This is a genomic window from Tenacibaculum sp. ZH5_bin.1, assembly GCF_042865525.1.
GTDB lineage: Bacteria > Bacteroidota > Bacteroidia > Flavobacteriales > Flavobacteriaceae > Polaribacter > Polaribacter mesophilus.
In genome coordinates this window covers 397,785-420,719 of sequence record NZ_JBEGIO010000002.1, presented here as the reverse complement: position 1 = coordinate 420,719, position 22,935 = coordinate 397,785, and the positions used below count along the sequence as shown (strand labels likewise).

At 30.5% G+C, this 22,935-nt stretch carries 19 protein-coding genes, 1 other RNA gene and 1 pseudogene; 10 read left to right on the top strand and 11 right to left on the bottom strand.

All coding sequences use genetic code 11. The annotated features are described in order from the left end of the window. The first annotated feature begins 34 nt into the window (after positions 1-34). The 5 genes from ABHQ57_RS09940 (at position 35) to ABHQ57_RS09920 (ending at position 5,913) form a co-directional block, all read left to right on the top strand. Positions 35-850, top strand: coding sequence for a 2,3,4,5-tetrahydropyridine-2,6-dicarboxylate N-succinyltransferase (locus tag ABHQ57_RS09940; RefSeq protein WP_389863529.1), 816 nt, complete (start codon positions 35-37; stop codon positions 848-850). An 8-nt stretch (positions 851-858) separates the two neighbouring features. Beyond that, entirely contained in the window at positions 859-1,824 is a 966-nt protein-coding gene (locus ABHQ57_RS09935) for a Stealth CR1 domain-containing protein (RefSeq protein ID WP_047788734.1), read from the top strand. A 2-nt stretch (positions 1,825-1,826) separates the two neighbouring features. Beyond that, on the top strand, positions 1,827-2,381 hold the full coding sequence (locus ABHQ57_RS09930; RefSeq protein ID WP_073183943.1) for an L-threonylcarbamoyladenylate synthase: 555 nt from the start codon (positions 1,827-1,829) through the stop codon (positions 2,379-2,381). 72 nt (positions 2,382-2,453) lie between these two features. Then, positions 2,454-4,454 (top strand): LTA synthase family protein, encoded by a 2,001-nt coding sequence (locus ABHQ57_RS09925; protein WP_167713791.1) that lies wholly within the window; start codon positions 2,454-2,456, stop codon positions 4,452-4,454. 34 nt (positions 4,455-4,488) lie between these two features. Beyond that, the gene (locus tag ABHQ57_RS09920; protein WP_047788737.1) at positions 4,489-5,913 is read left to right on the top strand and encodes a CCA tRNA nucleotidyltransferase; all 1,425 of its coding nucleotides are present in this window, start codon (positions 4,489-4,491) and stop codon (positions 5,911-5,913) included. Between the two features lie 31 nt (positions 5,914-5,944). On the opposite strand, the gene ABHQ57_RS09915 is transcribed toward ABHQ57_RS09920, so the two are convergent. The 4 genes from ABHQ57_RS09915 to ABHQ57_RS09900 all read right to left on the bottom strand — a co-directional run bounded on the left by ABHQ57_RS09915 (position 5,945) and on the right by ABHQ57_RS09900 (position 11,069). Continuing rightward, positions 5,945-7,771: an ABC transporter ATP-binding protein gene (locus tag ABHQ57_RS09915; protein ID WP_047788738.1), complete on the bottom strand. Its 1,827-nt coding sequence runs from the start codon at positions 7,769-7,771 to the stop codon at positions 5,945-5,947. After that, on the bottom strand, positions 7,771-9,480 hold the full coding sequence (locus ABHQ57_RS09910; RefSeq protein WP_389863524.1) for a phospho-sugar mutase: 1,710 nt from the start codon (positions 9,478-9,480) through the stop codon (positions 7,771-7,773). The genes ABHQ57_RS09915 and ABHQ57_RS09910 overlap by 1 nt, the downstream gene beginning before the upstream one ends. Positions 9,481-9,513: 33 nt before the next feature. Then, positions 9,514-10,470, bottom strand: a complete 957-nt coding sequence (locus ABHQ57_RS09905; RefSeq protein ID WP_167713793.1) for a glycosyltransferase family 2 protein — start codon at positions 10,468-10,470, stop codon at positions 9,514-9,516. Between the two features lie 77 nt (positions 10,471-10,547). Then, a complete protein-coding gene (locus ABHQ57_RS09900; RefSeq protein ID WP_159491031.1) occupies positions 10,548-11,069 on the bottom strand; it encodes a DUF4199 domain-containing protein in 522 nt (173 codons plus the stop codon). Between the two features lie 176 nt (positions 11,070-11,245). On the opposite strand from ABHQ57_RS09900, the gene ffs reads away from it, so the two are divergent. After that, positions 11,246-11,344, top strand: an RNA gene (gene ffs / locus ABHQ57_RS09895) — signal recognition particle sRNA small type. A 20-nt stretch (positions 11,345-11,364) separates the two neighbouring features. On the opposite strand, the gene ABHQ57_RS09890 is transcribed toward ffs, so the two are convergent. After that, positions 11,365-12,291 carry a site-specific tyrosine recombinase gene (locus ABHQ57_RS09890; protein WP_167713794.1) on the bottom strand — a complete coding sequence of 309 codons (927 nt, stop codon included), beginning with the start codon at positions 12,289-12,291 and terminating at the stop codon, positions 11,365-11,367. Between the two features lie 743 nt (positions 12,292-13,034). Here ABHQ57_RS09890 and ABHQ57_RS09885 point away from each other — a divergent pair. Beyond that, positions 13,035-13,514: an outer membrane beta-barrel protein gene (locus ABHQ57_RS09885; RefSeq protein ID WP_047788743.1), complete on the top strand. Its 480-nt coding sequence runs from the start codon at positions 13,035-13,037 to the stop codon at positions 13,512-13,514. A 97-nt stretch (positions 13,515-13,611) separates the two neighbouring features. Further along, positions 13,612-14,028: a type II 3-dehydroquinate dehydratase gene (gene aroQ / locus ABHQ57_RS09880; protein ID WP_159614985.1), complete on the top strand. Its 417-nt coding sequence runs from the start codon at positions 13,612-13,614 to the stop codon at positions 14,026-14,028. Here the strand turns inward: aroQ and ABHQ57_RS09875 are convergent. Both ABHQ57_RS09875 and ABHQ57_RS09870 read right to left on the bottom strand, forming a co-directional pair. Further along, entirely contained in the window at positions 14,005-15,192 is a 1,188-nt protein-coding gene (locus ABHQ57_RS09875; protein WP_231128410.1) for a DUF4105 domain-containing protein, read from the bottom strand. The two genes, aroQ and ABHQ57_RS09875, sit on opposite strands and share 24 nt — an antisense overlap. 82 nt (positions 15,193-15,274) lie before the next feature. Then, positions 15,275-16,252 (bottom strand): YheT family hydrolase, encoded by a 978-nt coding sequence (locus ABHQ57_RS09870; RefSeq protein WP_167713795.1) that lies wholly within the window; start codon positions 16,250-16,252, stop codon positions 15,275-15,277. A 99-nt stretch (positions 16,253-16,351) separates the two neighbouring features. On the opposite strand from ABHQ57_RS09870, the gene ABHQ57_RS09865 reads away from it, so the two are divergent. Then, positions 16,352-17,104 (top strand): phosphatidylcholine/phosphatidylserine synthase, encoded by a 753-nt coding sequence (locus tag ABHQ57_RS09865; RefSeq protein WP_172644834.1) that lies wholly within the window; start codon positions 16,352-16,354, stop codon positions 17,102-17,104. A 539-nt stretch (positions 17,105-17,643) separates the two neighbouring features. On the opposite strand, the pseudogene lptB reads toward ABHQ57_RS09865, so the two are convergent. The 4 genes and pseudogenes from lptB to ABHQ57_RS09845 all read right to left on the bottom strand — a co-directional run. Continuing rightward, positions 17,644-18,378 (bottom strand): annotated as a pseudogene (gene lptB / locus ABHQ57_RS09860) (LPS export ABC transporter ATP-binding protein); the annotation flags it as partial. Between the two features lie 86 nt (positions 18,379-18,464). Further along, positions 18,465-18,812 carry a carboxymuconolactone decarboxylase family protein gene (locus ABHQ57_RS09855; RefSeq protein WP_047788746.1) on the bottom strand — a complete coding sequence of 116 codons (348 nt, stop codon included), beginning with the start codon at positions 18,810-18,812 and terminating at the stop codon, positions 18,465-18,467. Continuing rightward, positions 18,787-19,608, bottom strand: a complete 822-nt coding sequence (gene tatC, locus ABHQ57_RS09850; protein ID WP_167713796.1) for a twin-arginine translocase subunit TatC — start codon at positions 19,606-19,608, stop codon at positions 18,787-18,789. Before tatC ends, ABHQ57_RS09855 begins: the two co-directional genes overlap by 26 nt. Position 19,609: 1 nt before the next feature. Further along, on the bottom strand, positions 19,610-20,581 hold the full coding sequence (locus ABHQ57_RS09845; RefSeq protein ID WP_047788748.1) for an SIS domain-containing protein: 972 nt from the start codon (positions 20,579-20,581) through the stop codon (positions 19,610-19,612). A 146-nt stretch (positions 20,582-20,727) separates the two neighbouring features. On the opposite strand from ABHQ57_RS09845, the gene ABHQ57_RS09840 reads away from it, so the two are divergent. Continuing rightward, entirely contained in the window at positions 20,728-22,923 is a 2,196-nt protein-coding gene (locus ABHQ57_RS09840; protein WP_159491039.1) for an ATP-dependent DNA helicase RecQ, read from the top strand. Positions 22,924-22,935 lie beyond the last annotated feature (12 nt).

Here is a 22,935-nt window from a genome sequence, read left to right as displayed (position 1 = left end):
CAACTTTATTTTTGCTGAAAAATATTATTAAAAAATGACAGAATTACAATCAATTATAGAAAAAGCGTGGGATAACCGCGATTTATTGAAAGAAGAAACTACGATTAATGCTATTAGAAAAGTAGTAGATTTATTAGACGCAGGAGATTTACGTGTTGCTGAGCCAACTGATAAAGGATGGCAAGTAAATGAATGGGTAAAAAAGGCAGTAGTGTTATATTTTCCTATTCAAAAAATGGAAACTTTAGAGGCTGGTATTTTTGAATATCACGATAAAATTCCATTAAAAAGAGGTTATGAAGCAAAAGGAATTCGTGTAGTACCAAATGCTGTAGCTCGTCACGGAGCCTATATTTCAGCAGGAACTATTTTAATGCCTAGTTATGTGAATATAGGAGCGTATGTTGATGAAGGTACGATGGTCGATACTTGGGCGACTGTAGGTTCTTGTGCACAAATTGGTAAAAACGTACACTTATCTGGTGGAGTAGGAATTGGAGGGGTTTTAGAGCCTTTACAAGCAGCACCAGTAATTATTGAAGATGGAGCTTTTATCGGTTCTCGTTGTATTGTTGTAGAGGGGGTTAGAGTAGAGAAGGAGGCTGTTTTAGGTGCGAATGTTGTATTAACAATGAGTACTAAAATTATTGATGTAACAGGTGATGAACCAGTTGAAATGAAAGGAGTAGTGCCAGCACGTTCTGTAGTAATTCCTGGAAGTTACACCAAGAAGTTTGCTGCAGGTGAATATCAAGTTCCTTGTGCTTTAATTATTGGTAAACGTAAAGAGAGTACAAATAAAAAGACTTCGTTAAATGATGCTCTTAGAGAGTATGATGTAGCGGTTTAAGAACGTATATGGAAATAGATGTAGTTTTTATGTGGGTTGATGGAAGTGATCCTAAGCATAGGAATAAGATGAACACTTATTTAAATGCAAAGAAAGAGCTTTCGAGTAAAGAAATAAAATCTAGATATAATCAAGTAGATGAAATTGAGTTTGCTGTTAAATCTGTAATTAAAAATGCAAGTTTTGTAAGGAATATTTTTATACTTACAGATAATCAAGTACCTAAATTTTTGTTAGATAAAGAACAGAGAAATAGTTTGTACAAGAAGGTTAAAATGGTTGATCATACAGATGTCTTTAAAGGGTATGAAGAATATTTACCAACATTTAATTCTAGAGCAATAGCAAGCATGCTATATAAAATTCCAGGTTTATCTGAACATTTTATATGTATGTGCGATGATTTTTTTTTAATAAATAAAACATCTCCTGAAGATTATTTCAAAAATAATGTACCTAGGTTAAGAGGGGAATGGAAATCTTTTGATGAAAATATATTACATAAAAAAGTGTATAGATCTTTTTTAAAGTTAATAGGTAAACCAAAAAAAGAAAATTTCGCAGGACATTTTAAAGCTCAACAAATCATAGCAAAAAAGTTAGGATTTAAAAAGTATTATAAGCTACATCATGTTCCTATGCCTATGAGAAAATCTACTTTTGAAGAATATTTTAAAGAAAATCAAAATGAATTTATAAATAATATTAAACATCGATTTAGACACCCTTCCCAGTTCTTAATAGAGTCTTTGGTTAATCACTTAGAGATTAAAAACAATTCAAGTGAGTTGTTGAAAGATTATCAACTTATATATATACAGAATTTTAAAAAACCGATTCTTTGGTTAAAGTATAAGGTGTTAATAAAATCAAAAAATAAAGACAAGCTATTTTTATGTCTTCAAAGTCTAGATCAAGCTTCTAAGAGTAAGCTCAACTTTATTTTAAATTGGTTTGAATTGAAATTTAAATAGCTTTGAATAGAATATCAGAAATATTATTTTTTTTAAAAAAAGGAAGTACAATTCTTTATCCAACCGATACAGTTTGGGGAGTAGGTTGTGATGCTACAAATGAAGAAGCTGTAAAAAAGGTTTATAAATTAAAAAACAGGGAAGAATCGAAGAGCCTTATCATTTTGGTAGACTCTATTGAAATGTTGCAAAATTATATAGAAAACATCCCTGAAAAAGCTTTTGAAATTTTAAAGACATCAGAAAAACCAACTACTATTATTTATAATAGTCCAAAAGGTTTAGCTCCCAATACGATTGCAGTTGATAATACAATTGCTATTCGTATTCCAAAGGACGAGTTTTGTATTCAGTTAATTAGAGAATTTGGAAAACCTATTGTTTCTACTTCTGCAAATGTAAGTGGAGAGCCTACGCCAAAATCATTTTTAGAAATAAGTGAAGAAATAAAACAAAATGTTGATTTTGTTGTAAAGGTCAATATAGATAAGGTTTCAACAAAAGCTTCTACAATTTTAAAAATAGAAAAAGGGAGTATTATAACAATAAGAAAATAGTTTAATAATCATTTTCCTTATACTGTGTTTTGTGATATTAAGTTTATATTTTTGCAAACTTAATATTACTTTATGAGTGCTAAAATACCGAATTATCTAAAATACATCTTTACAAATGTTTTTGTGCTATTTGTATTGCTTTTTATTTTTAGAATTATTTTTTATGTTTTTTTTATAAATAATCTACCTGTAGATGCTAATGATATTAGTAAAGCTCTTTTTTTAGGTGCTAGGTTTGATTTAAGATTAGCAGTTTTTTCTTATGTGCCTTTGGCATTATGTTATCTTTTCATTAAAAATTTCTTTGAAAATAAAAAGTATAAATCTTTTAGCGTTTATTATAGTGTTATATTATATTTTATAATTCTGGTATTTTATTTGTTTGATTTTGGTCATTTTAGTTATTTAAATTTAAGAGTCAATGCAAACGCACTTCGTTTCCTAGAAAACTTAGGAATTTCTTCAAAAGTTTTTTGGGAAAGTTATCCTGTTTTTAAAGGAGGAATAGGAATTCTTATATTTCTGTTTTTAGTGATAAAACTCCATAAAATAATCTACTCGATTTTCAAAAAGATAGATTTTATATCACCTAAAAAAAATCGAATTGTTTTTGGAGTTTTAGCAGTATTGCTATTAAGCTTAGGAGGTTATGGTAGTTTAAAACATTATCCATTACGTTGGAGTGAAGCTTTTTTTTCAAAAGATAAAAAAATCAATCAGTTTGCACTTAACCCAGTATTATATTTTTTTGATAGTTTTAAATTTAGGTCTGAAGGTTTTGATTTAGAAAAGACAAAAGAATATATAAAAATAACAAACAAACATTTAGGTATAAATTCAGACACGTTAAACTTTACAAGAAAAATAAGCTATAACGATTCTATTAAGCATCAAAAAAAACCTAATATTGTTTTTGTTATGTTAGAATCAACAGGGAATGGAGCATTGAGTTACTATGGAAATCCTGCAAATAGTACTCCTGTATTGGATAGCCTTTTGGATAATAGTATTAATTTTACTAACCATTATGTACATAAATCTACCACAGCAGGTAGTGTATTTTCTAGTGTAACTGGTTTACCAGATGTAGACAATATAAAATCAGCTTCAAGAAACCCTATGATTATTGATCAACGTATATTATTTGACCAATTTAAAGGTTATAAAAAGTTGTATTTTTTAGGAGGTAGTGCTAATTGGGCTAATATTAGAGCTGTTTTTCAATCTAATATAAAAGATTTAAAGATATTTGAAGAAGGTAGTTATGAAGAAGAAAATAGAGCAGATGTTTGGGGTATTGATGATTATGATTTGTTTAAAGAATCAGATAAAGAACTTCAAAAATTACACAATAAAAATATCCCATTTGTAGCTTACATACAAACAGCTACAAATCATATGCCTTTTACAGTACCAGAGGTAAAGGACACCTACCGACCTATACATGAAAAGGAAATAGATGAAGAATTATTAAATAAATCAGCATACCGAAGTTTAGCACAGTTAAATGCTATTCGTTATTTAGATTTTAATATTAAACGATTCTTAGAAAGAGCACAAAAAAGTGGATATTTTGACAATACAATTTTTGTGTTTTTTGGAGATCATCAAGGAGGAATGAAAGATATTAATTATTATAAACCTACAGAAGATAAACTAGGTATCTTAAGGCATAATACACCTTTTTTTATCCATGCTCCAAAATTGGTAAAAACACAAAAAATTACAAAGAATACTCATTTAGTAGATGTTGTACCTACTGTAATGTCCCTAGCTAAAATAAATCATATAAATTATACTTTAGGTATTAATGCTTTAGACTCTACGAGGACAAACCATTTTTCTTTTATTTATAGAGATATTGATGGAGAACCTGCTTCAGGAGTTATTCAAGACTCTTTATACTTTTATCAAACAGTATTTAATAAAAAATCGAAACTCATTAATTTAAACACCAATAGTTTAGATGATATTAGTAAAGAATATCCTACTAAAACAAAAGAAATGGATAGTTTATTAAATGGTTTTTATCATAGTACAAAGTATTTGTATTATAAAAATAAAAAGAAATAACACAATATAATATAAGGTTATTACAGCGTAGTATATGCAAAAACAATATTTTAAAGAAGCCATTTCTGCAGAAATATTTCAATATATATCTCAAGCAGCCAAAGAATTGCAATTAGAGAGTTATGTAATTGGTGGCTTTGTACGTGACTTTATCTTACAACGTGGTACAGCCAAAGATGTAGATGTGGTTGCAGTTGGAAGTGGAATAGATCTAGCACAAAAAGTAGCTGAATTACTACCCAATAAGCCAAAGGTTCAAGTATTTAAGACTTACGGAACAGCTATGTTACGTTTTCAAGATATTGAAATAGAATTTGTTGGGGCTAGAAAAGAATCATATTCAGAAGAAAGTAGAAACCCTAAAGTTTCTGAAGGAACTTTAGAAGACGATCAAAATAGGAGAGATTTTACAATTAATGCTTTAGCATTAAGTTTAAATGAAGATGATTTCGGATTGTTGCTTGATCCTTTCGGAGGAATGGCTGATTTGGAAGCTAAAATAATTAGAACTCCGTTAGATCCAGATATTACCTATTCTGACGATCCACTACGCATGATGCGTGCCATTCGTTTTGCTACACAATTGAACTTTGAAATAGAAGAACAATCATTAAATGCAATAACAAAAAATTCTTCGAGAATTAAAATTATAACTCGTGAACGCATTGTGGTTGAACTGAATAAAATATTGGAAGCTCCAGTTCCATCAACTGGATTCTTGTTACTTGAAAAAACAGGCTTATTAGATCTAATTATTCCTGAATTAACTGCTTTAAAAGGGGTAGAAGAAGTAGAGGGACAAAAGCACAAAGATAATTTTTACCACACCTTAGAAGTAGTTGATAATATTTCTGAGAATACGGAGGATGTTTGGCTTCGTTGGGCAGCATTGTTGCACGATATTGGTAAAGCGCCAACGAAACGTTATCACAAAAAAATAGGTTGGACGTTCCACTCTCATGAATTTGTAGGATCGAAGATGGTATACAAGTTATTTAAACGTTTAAAAATGCCATTGAACAATAAGATGAAATTTGTTCAAAAGATGGTGATGTTGAGCTCTCGTCCGATTGTTTTAGCGAGTGAAGTGACAGACTCTGCTGTACGTCGTTTAATTTTCGATGCAGGAGATGATGTAGAGTCTTTAATGACTTTATGCGAAGCAGATATTACAACGAAAAACCCAAAGAAATTTAAACGTTATCACAAGAATTTTGAGATTGTTCGTCAAAAAATTAAAGAAGTTGAAGAACGTGATAGAGTGCGTAACTTTCAACCTCCAATTACTGGAGAAGAAATAATGGAAGCTTTCAATTTGCAGCCTTGTAGAGAAATAGGTCAGATAAAAGAAGCGATTAAAGAAGCCATTTTAGATGGCAAAATACCTAATGAACACGAGGCTTCTTACCAGTTTATGTTGGAAAAAGGAGTACAGTTAGGATTAAAAACAAATCAATAAAAAAAGAGAAGCATTAGCTTCTCTTTTTTTATTATCCTAAAGACTGCATTTCTACAAGTTTTTTATATGTTCCGCTTTTAGATATTAATTCTTCATGAGTTCCCTGTTCTACAATTTTACCTTTTTTCATTACTACAATCATATCTGCTTTTTGAATGGTAGATAAACGATGTGCAATTACAACTGAAGTTCTATTTTGCATCATTTTTTCTAAAGCATCTTGTACTAATTTTTCTGATTCTGTATCTAAAGCCGATGTTGCTTCATCTAAAATCATGATCGGAGGATTTTTAAGTACAGCACGCGCAATACTTAAACGTTGCTTTTGCCCTCCAGACAATTTATTTCCACTATCTCCAATATTGGTGTCATAACCATTTGGTAAATCTTTAATAAACTCGTGTGCATTGGCTATTTTAGCAGCTTCAATAATTTCTTCGTTGCTTTTACCTTCAACTCCTAAAGTAATGTTGTTTTTTACAGTATCGTTAAATAAAATAGAGTCTTGTGTAACTAGGCCCTCTAGTTGTCTTAATGACTGTTTTTTAAGGTTTCTTATATCTATTCCATCAAGTAGAATGGTACCTTTATTTACATCATAAAAACGAGTTAATAAATTAGCAATGGTTGATTTACCACTTCCTGATTGCCCTACTAAAGCAATCATTTTTCCTTTAGGAATAGTTAAGGAGAAATCTTTTAAAACATATTCATTTTCGTATTTAAAAGAAACGTTTTCTATAACAATTTTAGTATCAAAAGTCTTCTTATCAACAGCATTGTGAATATCTTTTAAAGGATTGCTAGTTTCTAAAACTTCTAAGATACGTTCAGCAGCAGCGTTTCCTTTTTTAACTCCGTAGCTAGCTTTAGAAATAGCTTTAGCAGGTGTTAAAATATTATAAGCTAATCCCATATAAGCAATGAAGTCTTCTCCTTGTAACGTGCCTTCTTCTAAAACTAATATACCTCCATACCAAAGTAATACAGCAATAACACCAATTCCCAAAAACTCACTAGCTGGACTTGCTAAATTTGTTCTATTAAGTAGAGTATTAGAAAAATGGTAAAAACGATTGGTTGATTTTTCAAATTTCTGTTGAAATTCTTTTTCAGCAGTGAAGCCTTTAATTACTTTTAGTCCTCCTAAAGTTTCTTCTAAAAGCGATAAGAAATATCCCTGTTCTTTTTGTACACTATCTGATTTTCGCTTTAAGCTTTTACCAATTAGAGAAATAACATATCCGGAAATAGGAATAAAAACAAACACAAAAAGAGTAAGTTTAAAGCTAATAGCTATCATTGCAGTAATGGTGAAAATAATAGTTAAAGGCTCTCTTACCAACATTTCCAAGATAGATAAAAATGAATGCTGGATTTCCAATACATCAGTCCCTATTCTAGCCATGGTGTCACCTTTTCTTTTTTCAGAAAAATAGGAGATAGGTAATTCTATAGTCTTTCTATATAAATCATTTCGAATATCTTTTAAAACACCATTTCTTAAAAAAGTAATGAAATACATAGCTAAGTAGTTGAAAATATTCTTAAAAAAGAACGTAGTTATAACTAAACCTACAACAACCATTAATGTTTTTGATTTATCGTCACCAGCAATTTCATATACATAATAAGAAACATTAGCCTTAAAATAGTCGATTATTTTTGTAACACTTTCAAAAACTGGTTTTTCAGTTACTTTAATAGTATTTGGTTTAAAGATAACCTCTAACATAGGCATTAATACCAAGAAAGAAAGTGTAGAAAAAAGAGCATATAAGATATTAAATAATACATTTAAATAGCCATACTTTTTATATGGAATAGCATATTTAATAATCTTTTTAAAGTAGTCCATTATAGGTTTAATTCTTTTATAATTCGTTGTATTTTGGTGTCTAGCTCTTCTTCTACTGCCTTAGCATTGGAAATATCATTTAATTTACTGTTAACGCTAAAGTAGAATTTAATCTTTGGTTCAGTACCACTTGGGCGAGCGGCAATTTTAGTTCCGTCTTGGGTTTGATAGATTAATACATTTGATTTAGGAATATCAATTACAGTTTCTTCACCAGTTAGTAAGTTTTTTCTTATTGAAGATTGATAATCATACAAATATTCAACTTTAGTACCATCTATTTCAGTTAATGGATTGTTGCGTAAATCAATCATCATTTGTTTGATTTGTTGCGCACCGTCCATTCCTTTTTTCACTAAAGAAATCAAATGTTCTTTGTATAAATGATGACGTGTGTATAAGTTTAATAATTCTTTATAAAAAGAACTATTATTAGCTTTTGCATTAGCTGCAATTTCACAAGCAAGTAGGGCAGAGGTAACTGCATCTTTATCGCGAACAAAGTCACCTACCATATAGCCAAAACTCTCTTCGCCACCACCAATAAAATTAAGATCTGGGTGATCTTTGATCATTTTAGCAATCCATTTGAAACCTGTTAAACCAACTTTAGTTTCAACTCCATAAGAATCGGCGATTTCATTGACCAAATTAGTAGAAACTATCGTAGAACCTACGAATTGCTTTCCGTTTAGTTTTCCTCGTTTTTTCCAATCGTTGATTAAGAAATTGGTCATCATACTCATGGTTTGATTTCCGTTTAACAAGGTCATGTTTCCATCTATATCTCTTACTGCTATTCCAATTCTATCTGAATCTGGATCAGTTCCTAAAACAATATCGGCGTCAATTTTATTAGCTAAATCTACGGCCATTTTAAGAGCTGCTGGTTCTTCAGGATTTGGAGATTCAACCGTAGAAAAATCACCATCAGGAATGGCTTGTTCTTCAACAATATGAACCTGTGTATATCCCGCACGTTTTAAAACTTCAGGAATTAATTTGATTGAAGTTCCGTGTAATGAAGTAAATACAATTTTTAAATCTTCACGTCCTTTTATATCAAAAGTACCATTGGCTAAGGAAGCTTTCCAAAAAGCTTCATCTATTTCACTTCCTGTAGAAGTAATTAATTCTTCTTTCGTATTGAAATTGATTTCAGAAAAAGCTAACGAATTTACTTCATTAATGATTTCTGTATCTTGTGGAGGTACTATTTGTCCGCCATCATTCCAATATACTTTATATCCGTTATATTCTGGTGGGTTATGAGAAGCTGTTAAAACAATTCCAGCATCACACCCTAAGTAATTTACAGCGAAAGACAATTCTGGAGTTGGACGCATATCTTCAAATAAAAATACTTGAATGTTATTTGCTGATAATACATCGGCAACCACCTTTGCTAACCATTCACTATCATGACGGCAATCATAACCGATAGCTACTTTTAACGCTTTATTAGGGTATGTTTTATGTAAGTAATTACTTAACCCTTGGGTAGCCTTTCCTAAGGTATATTTATTAATTCGGTTAGTACCTGCACCTACAACTCCACGCATTCCACCCGTTCCGAATTCTAGGTTTTTATAAAAGCGATCAGCTAAATCCTCAGCACTAGAGCTGATTAATTGCTGAATTTCTTGTTGTGTTTCTGAATCGAAAGTGTCAGAAAGCCATTGTTTAGCGTTGTTTAAAATCTCTTTCATGTGTAAAATTTAAAAACATACAAAGATACGGGTTTAAAAGTTCAGTTTTTCTTTGATTGTATAATGTTTTTGTTGCGGATTACTCTTAATAATCAGCTCGCCTAAAAAGCCTGCTAAAAATAAAAGTGTACCTAAAACCATAGAGGTTAAGGCAATATAAAACCAAGGGTTACTGGTAACAAGTATTGTTTTGGTACCTGTAGAGAGATGGTAAATTTTCATCGCTCCAATATAAAAGGCTGAAAGGAAACCAAATATGAACATTAATGTTCCCCACAAGCCAAAAAAGTGCATAGGACGTTTTCCAAATTTAGATAAAAATGAAATGGTTATTAAGTCTAAAAATCCATTTACAAAGCGATCCATACCAAATTTTGTCTCTCCATATTTTCTAGCTTGATGCTGTACTATCTTTTCATCAATACGGTTGAATCCTTCATTTTTAGCTAGCACAGGAATGTATCTGTGCATTTCACCACTTACTTTTACAGCTTTCACTACTTCATTTTTATAAGCTTTTAGTCCGCAGTTAAAATCATGTAATTTTAACCCTGATGTTTTACGTGCTGCCCAATTGAATAGCTTAGATGGAATATTTTTAGTGACTACATTGTCATAGCGTTTTCTCTTCCATCCAGAAATTAAATCAAAATTATCTTCAGTGATTAAACGGTATAGTTCAGGAATTTCATCCGGACTGTCTTGTAAATCGGCATCCATGGTAATTACAACGCGCCCTTGTACTAAGCTAAAACCAGCGTCTAAGGCTTGGGATTTCCCATAATTCTTCTGGAATCGTAAGCCTTTTACTTCTTGGTATTGTTGCGATAACTCATGTATTATTTTCCAAGAATTATCAGTACTACCATCGTCAATAAAGATAAGTTCATATAAAAATTGATTGGATTGCATAACTTTTGCAATCCAATCATATAATTCTGGTAAAGATTCTTCTTCGTTAAGAAGTGGTATTACTACCGATATATCCATATATTTTATTCATGTTAAAAAAGGTAAAGTTACGAAGTATTACTTTTATGTAAAACTTTTACTACTTTAAACTATTTTTAATATTGATTTTCTTCTGTTTTTTTCATGATAGCTCCTCCGATGGCAGAAATAATAAATCCAAAAAAAGCTGAAATAACTAAAGCTAAAGGTGCTGTGATTACAGGGCTATTAAACTTTTCAGCCATGGCTTCAGAGGCTTCTACTTGTTCGTCTGTCATACCAGCATCTATCCAACCTTGTTTTTGGATTTCCATCATTTGTGCTTGAAAGTCAGGTTCTATAATATTGGTGAATATTAATGTATAGATAGTTGAAATTACAGCACTAATTACTGCTATACCAACACCAACTTTTAAAGCTTGACCAAAAGTTAAAAAACCATTGTTATCAGTTTTAAACTTTTTGATGCCTAAAATGATAAGAGCAATCATTGCTAAAAAACTGATTATTCCATTTAACCATCCAAATTTAATTAAGGTTCCAGTAGCATAAAATACTAAATGAATAAAAACTCCGATAATTCCTAAATATAAACCATAGTTTAAAATGATGTTTTTGCTGTTTGTTTGATTTTCCATTGTGTGATTTTAGTTAGTGATACAAATATATTCTTTTTTAATGTTACGTTTATTTAATACTGGTAAAAGCAAAAAATAACAACAACAAACTATTAGTATTCAAAAACTTAGAAATGTTACAGTTTTTTTATTGAAATTTTGTTGTTTTTTACGAAAAAATGGTTGTAAATTTGCATCGGCAAGTCCTACACAACCAGCTCCCTTTGAATCCCCCAGGGCGGGAACGCAGCAAGGGTATTAGGTCGTAGCGGTGTGATGTAGGTAGCTTGCCTTTTTTTGTATTCAATAGTTTCGTTTATTCCTCTTCTTCGTTTTTTATTTTCTTATCACTTCTAGGGTGATGATCTTCTACTACTTTTTTAAGAAAACTAGTATCTAAATGCACATAAATCTCTGTAGTTGTAATACTTTCATGTCCTAATAATTGTTGAATAACACGTAAATCAGCTCCATTCTTAAGTAAATAGGTGGCAAAAGAATGCCTTAATGTATGCGGACCAATACTTTTTTGAAGATCGATTTTTTGGGCTAACTCTTTTAGAATTATAAAAATCATTTGTCTAGTTAAACGTTTTCCTCTTCTATTTAAGAAAACAGTGTCTTCATCTTCTTTTTTTGGAGTAATTTGAGACCTGATTTCATTAATATAAAAGCTAAGTCTATGAATTGTTGTAATGTGTATTGGAACAAAACGATATTTACTTCCTTTTCCTAGTATGCGTATATATCCTTCGTCGAAGAATAAATCGGATAATTGTAAATTAATCAACTCACTCACACGAAGACCACAACTATAAATAGTTTCAATAATAGTCTTGTTGCGTTCTCCTTGTGGATGACTTAAATCGATGGCAGCTATTAATTTATCTATATCTTCTTTTTCTAAAGTATCTGGTAACTTTTTAATAATGTTAGGGCTTTCTACTAAATCAGTTGGGTTGTCTTCTCGATAATCTTCAAATACCAGAAAATCAAAAAAGCTACGTAAACCTGAAATTAATCTAGCTTGACTACGAGCATTGATACTTTTGCTAGTTTCATAGATGAATTGCTGAATAGTATCTGCAGCTATATAAATTGGGGAAGGAGAGTTTTCTAGATTATCTAAAAATAAGAATAGCTTATTTACATCCCTTTGATAGCTGTCTATAGAGTTTTTTGAAAGTCCTCTTTCAATTTTTAAAAAGTTAGTATAATCAGATATAGCTTGTTTCCAGTTCATTATAAAAAGAAGTGCTTTTATTAGAAAAAGACATTATTAAGAATAGAAATAAAATTATTTTAGTGCAGCACAAAATTAAAATTATAAATTAAAAAACTATAAAAAAAATATTAGTAGTAATTACTATGGTAGCTGCTGGTTTTACAGCGAATGCACAAGAAGCTAATGGATAAACAGCAAAAGGGAAATGGGTTATTGAAGTAAATACAGGTAATACTTCTTTTTCTTAGGCTATTTCGAATGGAAACACGTAATGGAGTTTAGGTTTAGGTGGAGGTTATTTTGTAGCAGATGATTTAGCTATAAAAGCTGGAATTGGGTATGCAGATAATGGTTTTATTGATGCATTCGTATATAAATTAGGAGCAGAATACTATATTGATAGTCAATTTCCTGTAAGTGTAGATTTCACTGGAAACACTAATTCTAATTTAAAACGGTTAGGCTTACAAACAAGTTATGCATGGTTTTTAGGAGAAAACGTAAGTTTAAAACCAGATGTTAGATATAATGTTGATTTAGATAATCAAAGTGTTGTTTTTAAAGGATTTATAGGTTTCGCTTTGTGTTTTTAAGAATAAACAAGAAATAAGTAAAAAATATTTTTTTAGTTAACTTTTTTATTCTTAGTGTTTTAAATGGTGTTGTGTGTTTTAACCTCTTTTTTATTAAAAAAAGAGCAATTAGATTCTTAATTAAATGTATATTTGCCGGCTCAAAACAAAACTTATAAAACAAAAATTATGAAAAAATTTTTAGTAGTTGCTATGATGGCTTTCGGTTTAGCTGTTAATGCACAAGAAACAGAATTAAACGTTGGTGGAACTATTGGTTTACCTGTTGGAGATGCTGATAAAGCTAATGTAACTGGAGCAATTGAAGCTAACTATTTATTCAAGCTTAATGATAAGTTTAAGGTTGGACCATCTGTATCTTATTTGCATTTTCAACAAGAAATAGCTGATGTAGCTTTTATTCCAGTAGCTGTAGCAGGTCGTTATAGTTTTGCTGATAAATTTTCAGTAGGTACTGATTTAGGGTATGGTATTGGTGTAAGACCTTCAGCAAATAAAGAAAGTGGTTTTTACTACCGTGCTTTAGTTGGTTACCAAGTAACTGAAAAAATTAATTTACATGTAGATTATACAGGTGTTTCAGGTGATGACCTTTTAGGTAACCCAGCTACAATTGGAATTGGAGGAACTTATTCTTTCTCTTTATAGTAACAGACTTTACAATAAGAAAAAAGGAAGCAAATTTGCTTCCTTTTTTTATGCTTAAAAGTTAAAAAGAGTATTTTTACTTTAGAAAATATTAAGAATGAAAAAAGTAATCATAATTAATGGGCCTAATTTGAATTTATTAGGGAAGCGTGAACCAACTATTTATGGAGCAAGCACTTTTGAGGACTATTTGAAAGAATTAAAAAATAAATATGTAGATATTCAGTTAGAATATTTTCAGTCGAATATTGAAGGAGAAATAATAGATAAACTGCATGAAGTTGGTTTTGATTATAATGGTATTATTCTAAATGCAGCAGCGTACACCCATACTTCTGTTGGTATTGGCGACGCTGTAAAAGGTATTGAAACACCTGTAGTTGAAGTACATATATCTAATATACATGCCAGAGAAGAGTTTCGTCATGTAAGTTATATAGCTCCGAATGCAAAAGGAGTTATTTTTGGTTTTGGCTTGAAAGGGTATGAATTAGCACTTCAAAGTTTGTTGTAAATACCAATAACGTATTCCTAACAATACAAATAAAGGAATCGTAGGGTAAGTATATAACTGTACTTTAGTTAACCATACAATTGGTATAATTATTAAAAAAAATAATAGAACTAGACAGTATTTGTAAATCCAAAGAGGCGGCTCATTTTTTAACAAGAAAAAAGCTATGATAAGATTTGGAGCAAACGCCCATAAAAAGTTAAAGTTATTTGGAGCTGTGGAGTGATTGGTAAAGAACCATAAGAACACAATTAACAATCCTAAAGTTCCTGTGGTGAAAAATAAAACAAAATCAAGCCATTTACTTCTTTTAGAGTTTTTAATGTCTTTATAAGTAATAAATAATCCCAGTAGAGAGAATAATAAAATAATTAAAAACGGACTAAAAGCATCACTTTTTGATTCTTTCTCTTTAAAATCGAGCAAGATATTAGTTTTTTGTACTAATTTTTCTTCTTTTTCACCTTTAATTACCCTAGATGCTTTTAAAGCTTCAAAAACATAATCGGGCAGATATAAATATTCTAAAGGTGTTGCAATTTTATCTAATTTACTTCCCAATGCAATATTAATTCCTAAACTACCCCAAGTGTTCGGATTGATTTCTTTGTTCATTAATTGTCTTAGAGATTGTTTTTTAGTAACAAAATCATCCTTAAAAACTAAATTATCACTTGTGATTTTTTGAATTATATCACGAGGTCTAGTAGCGCAGTTATCAAAAAAAGGGTCGTAAAAATAGCTTGCATTTTCAGGTAGAGAATTTGTTTCTAAAAACTGAAAGAACTCATTTCTTTGTTGCTGTGTTAAATTTAAAATTTGCTCTTTAACCCAACGTTTGTCTTGTTGAGCACTTTTTAAAGATAAATGAAACGGATAACGAGCTAATTTATATTTCATATATCCTTTAGTAAAGTTTACATAAAAGTTAGGGTCGTCAAAATCAAAAATACCATAGTTGTAGAGTAAATCTAACTGTAAAACAGGATCTTTCACACGAATAGCTGTGTGTCCAAATTTCTCGTATAAAGCTTCTCCAGGACCAGAAGTAATGATACTGATTTGAGAAAACTTAGATAAACCTAAAGTATTAACTCTTTGAGAAAAACCTAGGTTAATAACTACTAAACAAAGTAAAAGAAATACATGTTTTTTTATCATCATAAGGACCTGAGAGGGTTATTGTTGGTGTTTATACAAATATCATAAATCTGATTAATATAATTGGGGTTTTTAAGGTTATTGTTTAAGGTTTAATTCCAAGAGTTTCATGAATAAACTTTGAAATCCGTTGTTCTAGCCACCTGTTTTCTGTATTAGAAAAAGAAGATATAAAGCCAACATGTCCACCATAATTTGGTGTGGATAAATAAAAGTTTTTCATGTTTTTAGCTTCTTTTATTGGGTAACACTCTTTTGATAAAAAACTATCATCTAAAGCATTTATGAGTAGGGTAGGTACTTTTATTTCAGGAATGAAAGGTTTTGCACTTGCTTTTTCCCAATAATCCTCTGAACTTTTAAATCCAAAAACAGGAACTGTATATTGTTTTTCTAAATGTCTGAATTTATTTGCTTTGAATAAAAGTTCTTTATCAAGCTGAAAATCAGTAAACTTTTCGGCTTTTTGTAACAGTTTCAACTTCATGGTACGTAAAAACTCATTTAGGTAAATTTTGTTTTTTAGTTTGTTTAATTCGGCTTGAGATGATGTTAAATCCACAGGGACAGATACAGCTATTCCTCCTTTTATTTCGGAAGGAATATTGTTATACTCTCCTAAAAACTTCAGTGTTAGGTTACCTCCTAAGCTAAAACCAATAATTATAATATTTTCGTAATTATAATTGCTGTTTAAATGTTTAATAATAAACTCAACATCATCAGTTTTTCCACTATGGTAAGTTTCTAAAAGTAAATTATCTTCTCCGCTACAACCTCTTAAGTTCATGCAAACTGTATCGAAACCAATATTGCTTAAATGATTAGATGTTCTGATCATATAGTTTGATTGAGAACTTCCTTCTAGTCCGTGAATTAATAGCACAAGTGATTTAGATTCTACTATGGAAAAATCTAAATCAATAAAATCAGCATCCCACGTTGTGACTCTTTTTCGGTTATATTCAATAGTGTCTTTCATGAATAAAGGTCGGTAAACAGTGTTGAAATGAGCACTTTTAAAAGGTAAACTAGGAGAAAATGTATCTGAAATGATTGGCATAATACTATTTTATAGCTTTTTAAACAAAGATGACAAAAAATAGCTAAAATGTAAAAACCATTGAATGATTTCTTATTTTAGCTGTAAATTATGAATACTATGAATATTAAAAAATATATCCCTAATTTATTAACTTTAGGAAACCTGTTATGTGGTACTATTGCTACTATTTTTGCTATAAAAGGTGATTTTTTTGCTACAGCAATTTTGGTAATGCTAGGGATACTTTTTGATTTTTTTGATGGATTTGCCGCTCGTATGTTAAAGGTACAGGGTGAATTAGGAAAACAGTTAGATAGTTTAGCAGATATGGTAACGAGTGGGGTAGTACCGGGAATTGTAATGATGCAAATGTTGGTGAATGCTTTAGACATAGATGCTGTTGGATATTTTGGAGTTGATGAATACGGAGCAACAGGTAGTAACTTACCATATTTAGGATTATTGTTAACACTGGGAGCTGGATATCGTTTAGCGAAGTTTAATATTGATGAGCGTCAATCTGATAGTTTTATAGGTGTGCCGACACCAGCAATGAGTTTATTTGTAATTTCATTACCATTAATAGCTCAATTTGATAAAGAATCGTTTTTAATAGGTTTTATTGAAAATCAATACTTTTTGATATTAATTACAATACTATTTACGTACCTAATGAATGCTGAAATTCCGTTATTCTCTTTAAAGTTTAAAAACTTTTATTTTAAAGATAATGTGATTAAGTATGTGTTTTTAACTTTGTCGGTTATATTAATTGTAACGCTAAAAATAGTAGCAATTCCAATGATTATTCTTTCTTATGTAATACTATCTATAGTAAATAATTCAGACAAAAAGCTTTCTTTAAAATAGAATTAGTTACCCTTTTAAATAAAACAAAAAAGCACGTTATAAATCAACGTGCTTTTTTGTTTTTGAAAGTTGTTTTAGGTGTCTTTTTAAGTTTTAAAAATATTACTTATAAAATGGTAATTGTCTAAAGATATTTTATCTTCAACAAAGACTTTACTTATAAGTTTGTTTTTTGATAACTCTCCTTTTTTATACACATCCCAGCTTTCGTTATTTCTATTGGTTAATATAATTTTATCAGCGTTTATTTCAAAGTTGCACCAATCATTATAATTAGCTATTTTTTTATAGCCATGATCAGAAACTTTAATGTTTCCTTTCACCTCTAAGCCTTTTATATCAATTGAAAGATTACAGAAATCAACAAAGCTCATATTATCGGCAGGTACTACAAGAAATGAATTAACATTTCCTTTTTTTCTATATAGTTTAAAACCTTCTTTTAAATTATGAGTGCGGTATGCTTCTGAGAAAGAAGAGAAGATATCTTCTTCTTTTGCGTTTTCAATTATAAAATGATTTTGTGTTACAGCTTGATTATCAAATTTCTTCTTTTTAAGCTCAAAATCCTTTCCAAGATATACTCTACGAACAGTTTCGTCTTCAGCCAGTTCTTCAGGAGTTCCTTCTTTTAAAATACCTCCATTATACATTAAGTAAGTTCTATCTGTGATTGCCAATGTTGCTTGTACATCATGATCGGTAATTAAAATACCAATATTTTTATTTTTCAGCTGTGCTACAATTCCTTGAATATCTTCCACCGCAATAGGATCTACACCAGCAAAAGGCTCATCTAATAAAATGAATTTAGGGTCAGAAGCTAAACAACGTGCTATTTCTGTTCTACGACGCTCGCCACCAGATAACAAATCACCACGGTTTTTACGTACATGTCCTAAACTAAATTCATCAATTAGCTCTTCTAAACGTTGTTTTCTTTCAGCTTTAGTTCTGTCAGTAAATTCAAGAACTGACATAATATTATCTTCCACTGAAAGTTTTCTAAAAACAGAAGCTTCTTGTGCTAAATAACCAATTCCTTTTTGAGAACGTTTGTACATAGCATCGGTAGTAATTTCTTCATCATCTAAAAAAATATGACCATCATTAGGTTTAATCATTCCTACTATCATATAAAAAGAGGTTGTTTTACCAGCTCCGTTAGGACCTAATAATCCAATAATTTCACCTTGCTCAACCTCTAAAGAAATTCCTTTAACTACTTTTCTACTACCGTATACCTTTTGTATGTTGTCTGCTCTTAACTTCATTTATTTTTGTTGAAAATAGAATTGATTAAAGAATAAAAGTAACAAAACTGTTTCTTAAAAACTTCTTAAATCAATTTATACATAAATTAAGCTTCGTTTTCTAAAGCTTCCCAAAACTCTACAGCTCTTCTTAAATGAGGAATAACAATAGTACCGCCTACTAATGTAGCAATGCTCATGGTTTCCATCATTTCCTCTCTTGTTACACCATTTTTATATGCTGTTTCTAAATGGTAAGCAATACAGTCATCACAACGTAATACAGCAGAAGCTACTAAGCCTAAAAGTTCTTTTGTTTTTACGGGAAGATGTCCTTCTGTGTATGCGTTAGTATCTAAATTAAAAATACGTTTGATTACTTTATTGTCTGAAGCTAAAATCTTTTCGTTCATTTTAGCACGATAGTCGTTAAACTCTTGGATTTTTTGTGACATTTTTTTGTTGTTTTTTTATGGCAAATTTTGATACATATATACTCATCTCATATAAGATCATAATAGGAACTGATACTATTATTTGGCTAGCCACATCTGGAGGTGTAATAATTGCAGATAATACCAACACCACTACTAAGGCGTGCTTACGATATTTTCTTAAAAAATCTGGTGTAATCAATCCTATCTTAGAAAGAAAGAAAATAACTACAGGAAGTTCAAAAAATATAGCTACGCCTAATAATGTGTTAGTAATAAGACCAATATAGGCTTCTAATTTAAAATTATTTTGTATGGCGTCTGATATTTCAAAATTATAAAAGAAGTATACAGACATAGGTAAAATAACATAATAGCTAAACAAAATACCTAGAAAGAATAGAAAAGAAGAAGTAAAAATAAATCCTTTTGATTTTTTCTTTTCACTTTCGTGTAAACCAGGAGCTATAAATCGCCAAAATTCCCATAAAATATAAGGAAAAGCAACTACAAAACCTAAAATTAGAGAAGACCAAATCCCTGTCATTAATTGTTGAGTAGGATTTAAAGCTTGTAGTGTTTGTTTGAATTTTATTGTACAAAAGCTACTGTCAATTCCAATAGAAGAAAATACTTTACAAAAGAATTGATAGGTTGCAAAATCGGGTTTTAGATGAGCTAAAAGTATCTCGTTAAAAACAAAATTAATGTTTGCAAAAATTACAATTGCAACAATAAAAATAGCTACAAAACTTCTTACTAAATGCCATCTTAGCTCTTCAAGATGGTCTAAAAAAGACATTTCTTTTTCTGCCATCTTAAAATATTCCTTCTTTAATTAAATCGTGTAAGTGAACTACACCTACATAATTGTTATTAATGTCAGTAACTAAAATTTGAGTGATATTATTGTTTTCTAACGTGTCTAGAGCTTCAACAGCCATAGCATCTGCATCAATTGTTTTTGGTGATGTACTCATAATATCAGCAGCGGTAAGTTCATCTATCTTTGTCGTTTTACTTAACATTCTACGAATATCTCCATCAGTAATAATTCCTGTAATTTTATTATTAGTATCAACAACAGCAGTCACACCTAGACGTTTTTCAGAAATTTCTACAATTACTTGGGTAACTTTGTCGATACTTTTCACCTTAGGTAATTCGTTATTTTTAATAAGGTCAGAAACTCTTAAGTATAACCGCTTGCCTAAAGCACCTCCAGGATGATATTTTGCAAAATCACTACTTGAAAAACCTCTTAATTCTAATAAGCATACAGCTAAAGCATCTCCTAAAACTAACTGAGCTGTTGTGCTAGTTGTTGGAGCTAAGTTATTAGGACAAGCTTCTTTTTCAACAAAAGAATTTAAAAGGAAGTCAGCATTTTTTCCTAAGAAAGAGTCAGGATTCCCTGTTATAGCGATAATTTTGTTGTTATAGTTTTTAATTAAAGGTACTAAGACTTTTATCTCAGGAGTATTTCCACTTTTAGAAATACAAATAACTACATCGTTATCCTGTACGTTACCTAAATCACCATGTATAGCATCAGCAGCGTGCATAAAAACAGCAGGTGTACCTGTTGAGTTAAAAGTAGCGACCATTTTAGTTGCAATATTGGCACTTTTTCCAATACCAGTTACAATAACACGACCTTTTGAATTAAATATAAAATTAACAGCGTCCGTAAACGAGCTATTTAATAAATTTGCTAAATTAGCAATAGCATTACTTTCTAAAAGGATAGTTTCTTTTGCGGTTGAGAGAATAGCGTTTGCGTCTTTCAAGTTAAAAAAGTTTTAAATATATTTTAAAGTGTAAAAATAGGAATAATTTGAGAAGAAAATCTTTTTTAATAAAAAGAAAGTTTACGTTATGTATTGTTGGGAATTTTTGTAAATTAGTTCTCGTTTTTAATTTTTGATATTAGAAGATGAATAAAGAGCAGACGGATTTATATGGATCATTAAAAAAAATCTTCGGATTTAACCAGTTTAAAGGGCTACAAGAAGATGTAGTTAACAGTGTGTTAGAGAATAAAAACACATTTGTTATTATGCCAACTGGGGGTGGTAAGTCGCTATGTTATCAATTACCTGCCTTAATGAAGGAAGGTACAGCAATTGTGGTATCGCCATTAATTGCTTTAATGAAAAACCAAGTAGATGCCATTAGGGGTATTTCTGAAAATCATGGAATAGCCCATGTGTTAAATTCTTCGTTGAACAAATCGGAGATTGCACAAGTAAAATCAGATATTGAATCGGGAATTACCAAGTTATTGTACGTAGCTCCTGAATCTTTAATTAAAGAAGAGTACGCTGAGTTTTTAAGAAGACAAAAAATATCATTTGTAGCTATTGATGAAGCGCACTGTATATCTGAATGGGGACATGACTTTAGACCTGAGTATAGAAATCTGAGAAATATTATTAAACAGATTGATAATGTACCAATTATTGGTTTAACTGCAACTGCAACAGAGAAAGTACAAGAAGACATTCTTAAAACTCTTGGAATGTCAGATGCAAATGTGTTTAAAGCATCTTTCAACAGATCAAATTTATTCTACGAAGTTAGACCTAAGACTAAAGATGTAGAAAAAGACATTATTCGCTTTATAAAACAACGACTAGGAAAATCAGGTATTATTTACTGTTTGAGTCGTAAAAAAGTGGAAGAAATAGCGCAAATTTTACAAGTTAACGGAATTAATGCTGTTCCTTACCATGCAGGTTTAGACGCAAAAACACGTGTAAAGCATCAAGACATGTTCTTAATGGAAGATTGTGATGTTGTAGTAGCTACGATTGCTTTTGGTATGGGAATTGACAAACCAGATGTTCGTTTTGTAATACACCACGACATTCCTAAAAGTTTAGAGAGTTATTATCAAGAAACTGGTAGAGCAGGACGTGATGGAGGAGAAGGTTATTGTTTAACTTTTTATTCGTACAAGGATATCGAAAAGCTTGAGAAGTTTATGGCGAACAAGCCTGTTGCCGAACAAGAAGTTGGACATGCTCTATTACAAGAAGTTGTAGGGTACGCTGAAACATCAATGAACAGACGTAAGTATTTACTGCATTATTTTGGAGAAGAATTTGATGAAGTAAATGGAGAAGGCGCTGATATGGATGATAATATGCGAAATCCTAAGAAGAAGCACGAAGCTAAAGATGAAGTAGTAACTTTATTATCTGTTATTAGAGATACTAGTGAAATGTATAAACCAAAAGAAATTGTAAACACAATTATTGGTAAAGAAAATGCATTGTTAAAATCTCATAAAACAAACGATCAATCTTTTTTTGGTATTGGTAAAGCTAAAGATAATCATTACTGGATGGCTTTAATTCGTCAAGTTCTAGTTGCAGATTTAATCAAGAAAGAAATAGAACAGTATGGAGTTCTAAAATTAACAAAAGAAGGTAAAGAGTTTATAAAAAATCCATCATCATTTATGATGACAGAAAATCACGTTTATAAAACAGCAGATGATGGGACTATTATAACCAATGAAAAATCAGCAGGAGGAGTAGATGATAAATTGGTAGTAATGCTAAAAGATTTAAGAAAGAAAGTAGGAAAACGTTTAGGAGTTCCTCCTTTTGCGGTTTTTCAAGACCCATCTTTAGATGATATGGCATTAAAATACCCTGTAACATTAGATGAACTTGCAAAGGTTCATGGTGTTGGTGAGGGGAAAGCTAAAAAATATGGTAAAGATTTCGTTGCGCTTATTTCAAAATATGTGGAAGACAACGATATTATGCGTCCTGATGATTTAATAGTTAAAAGTACTGGAGTTAATTCTGGATTAAAGTTATACATCATTCAAAATACAGATAGAAAATTGCCTTTAGAAGATATTGCTAAGTCTAAAGGTTTAGAAATGTCTGAATTAATAAAGGAGATGGAAGCTATTGTGTTTTCGGGAACTAAACTTAATATTGATTATGCAGTAGATGACTTACTTGATGAGGATCAGCAGGAAGAAATTCATGATTATTTTATGGAAGCTGAGACAGATAAAATTCAAGAAGCCTTGGATGAGTTTGATGGAGATTATGATGATGATGAATTACGATTAATGCGTATTAAATTTACCAGTGAAATAGCTAACTAAAAAACTTAACAA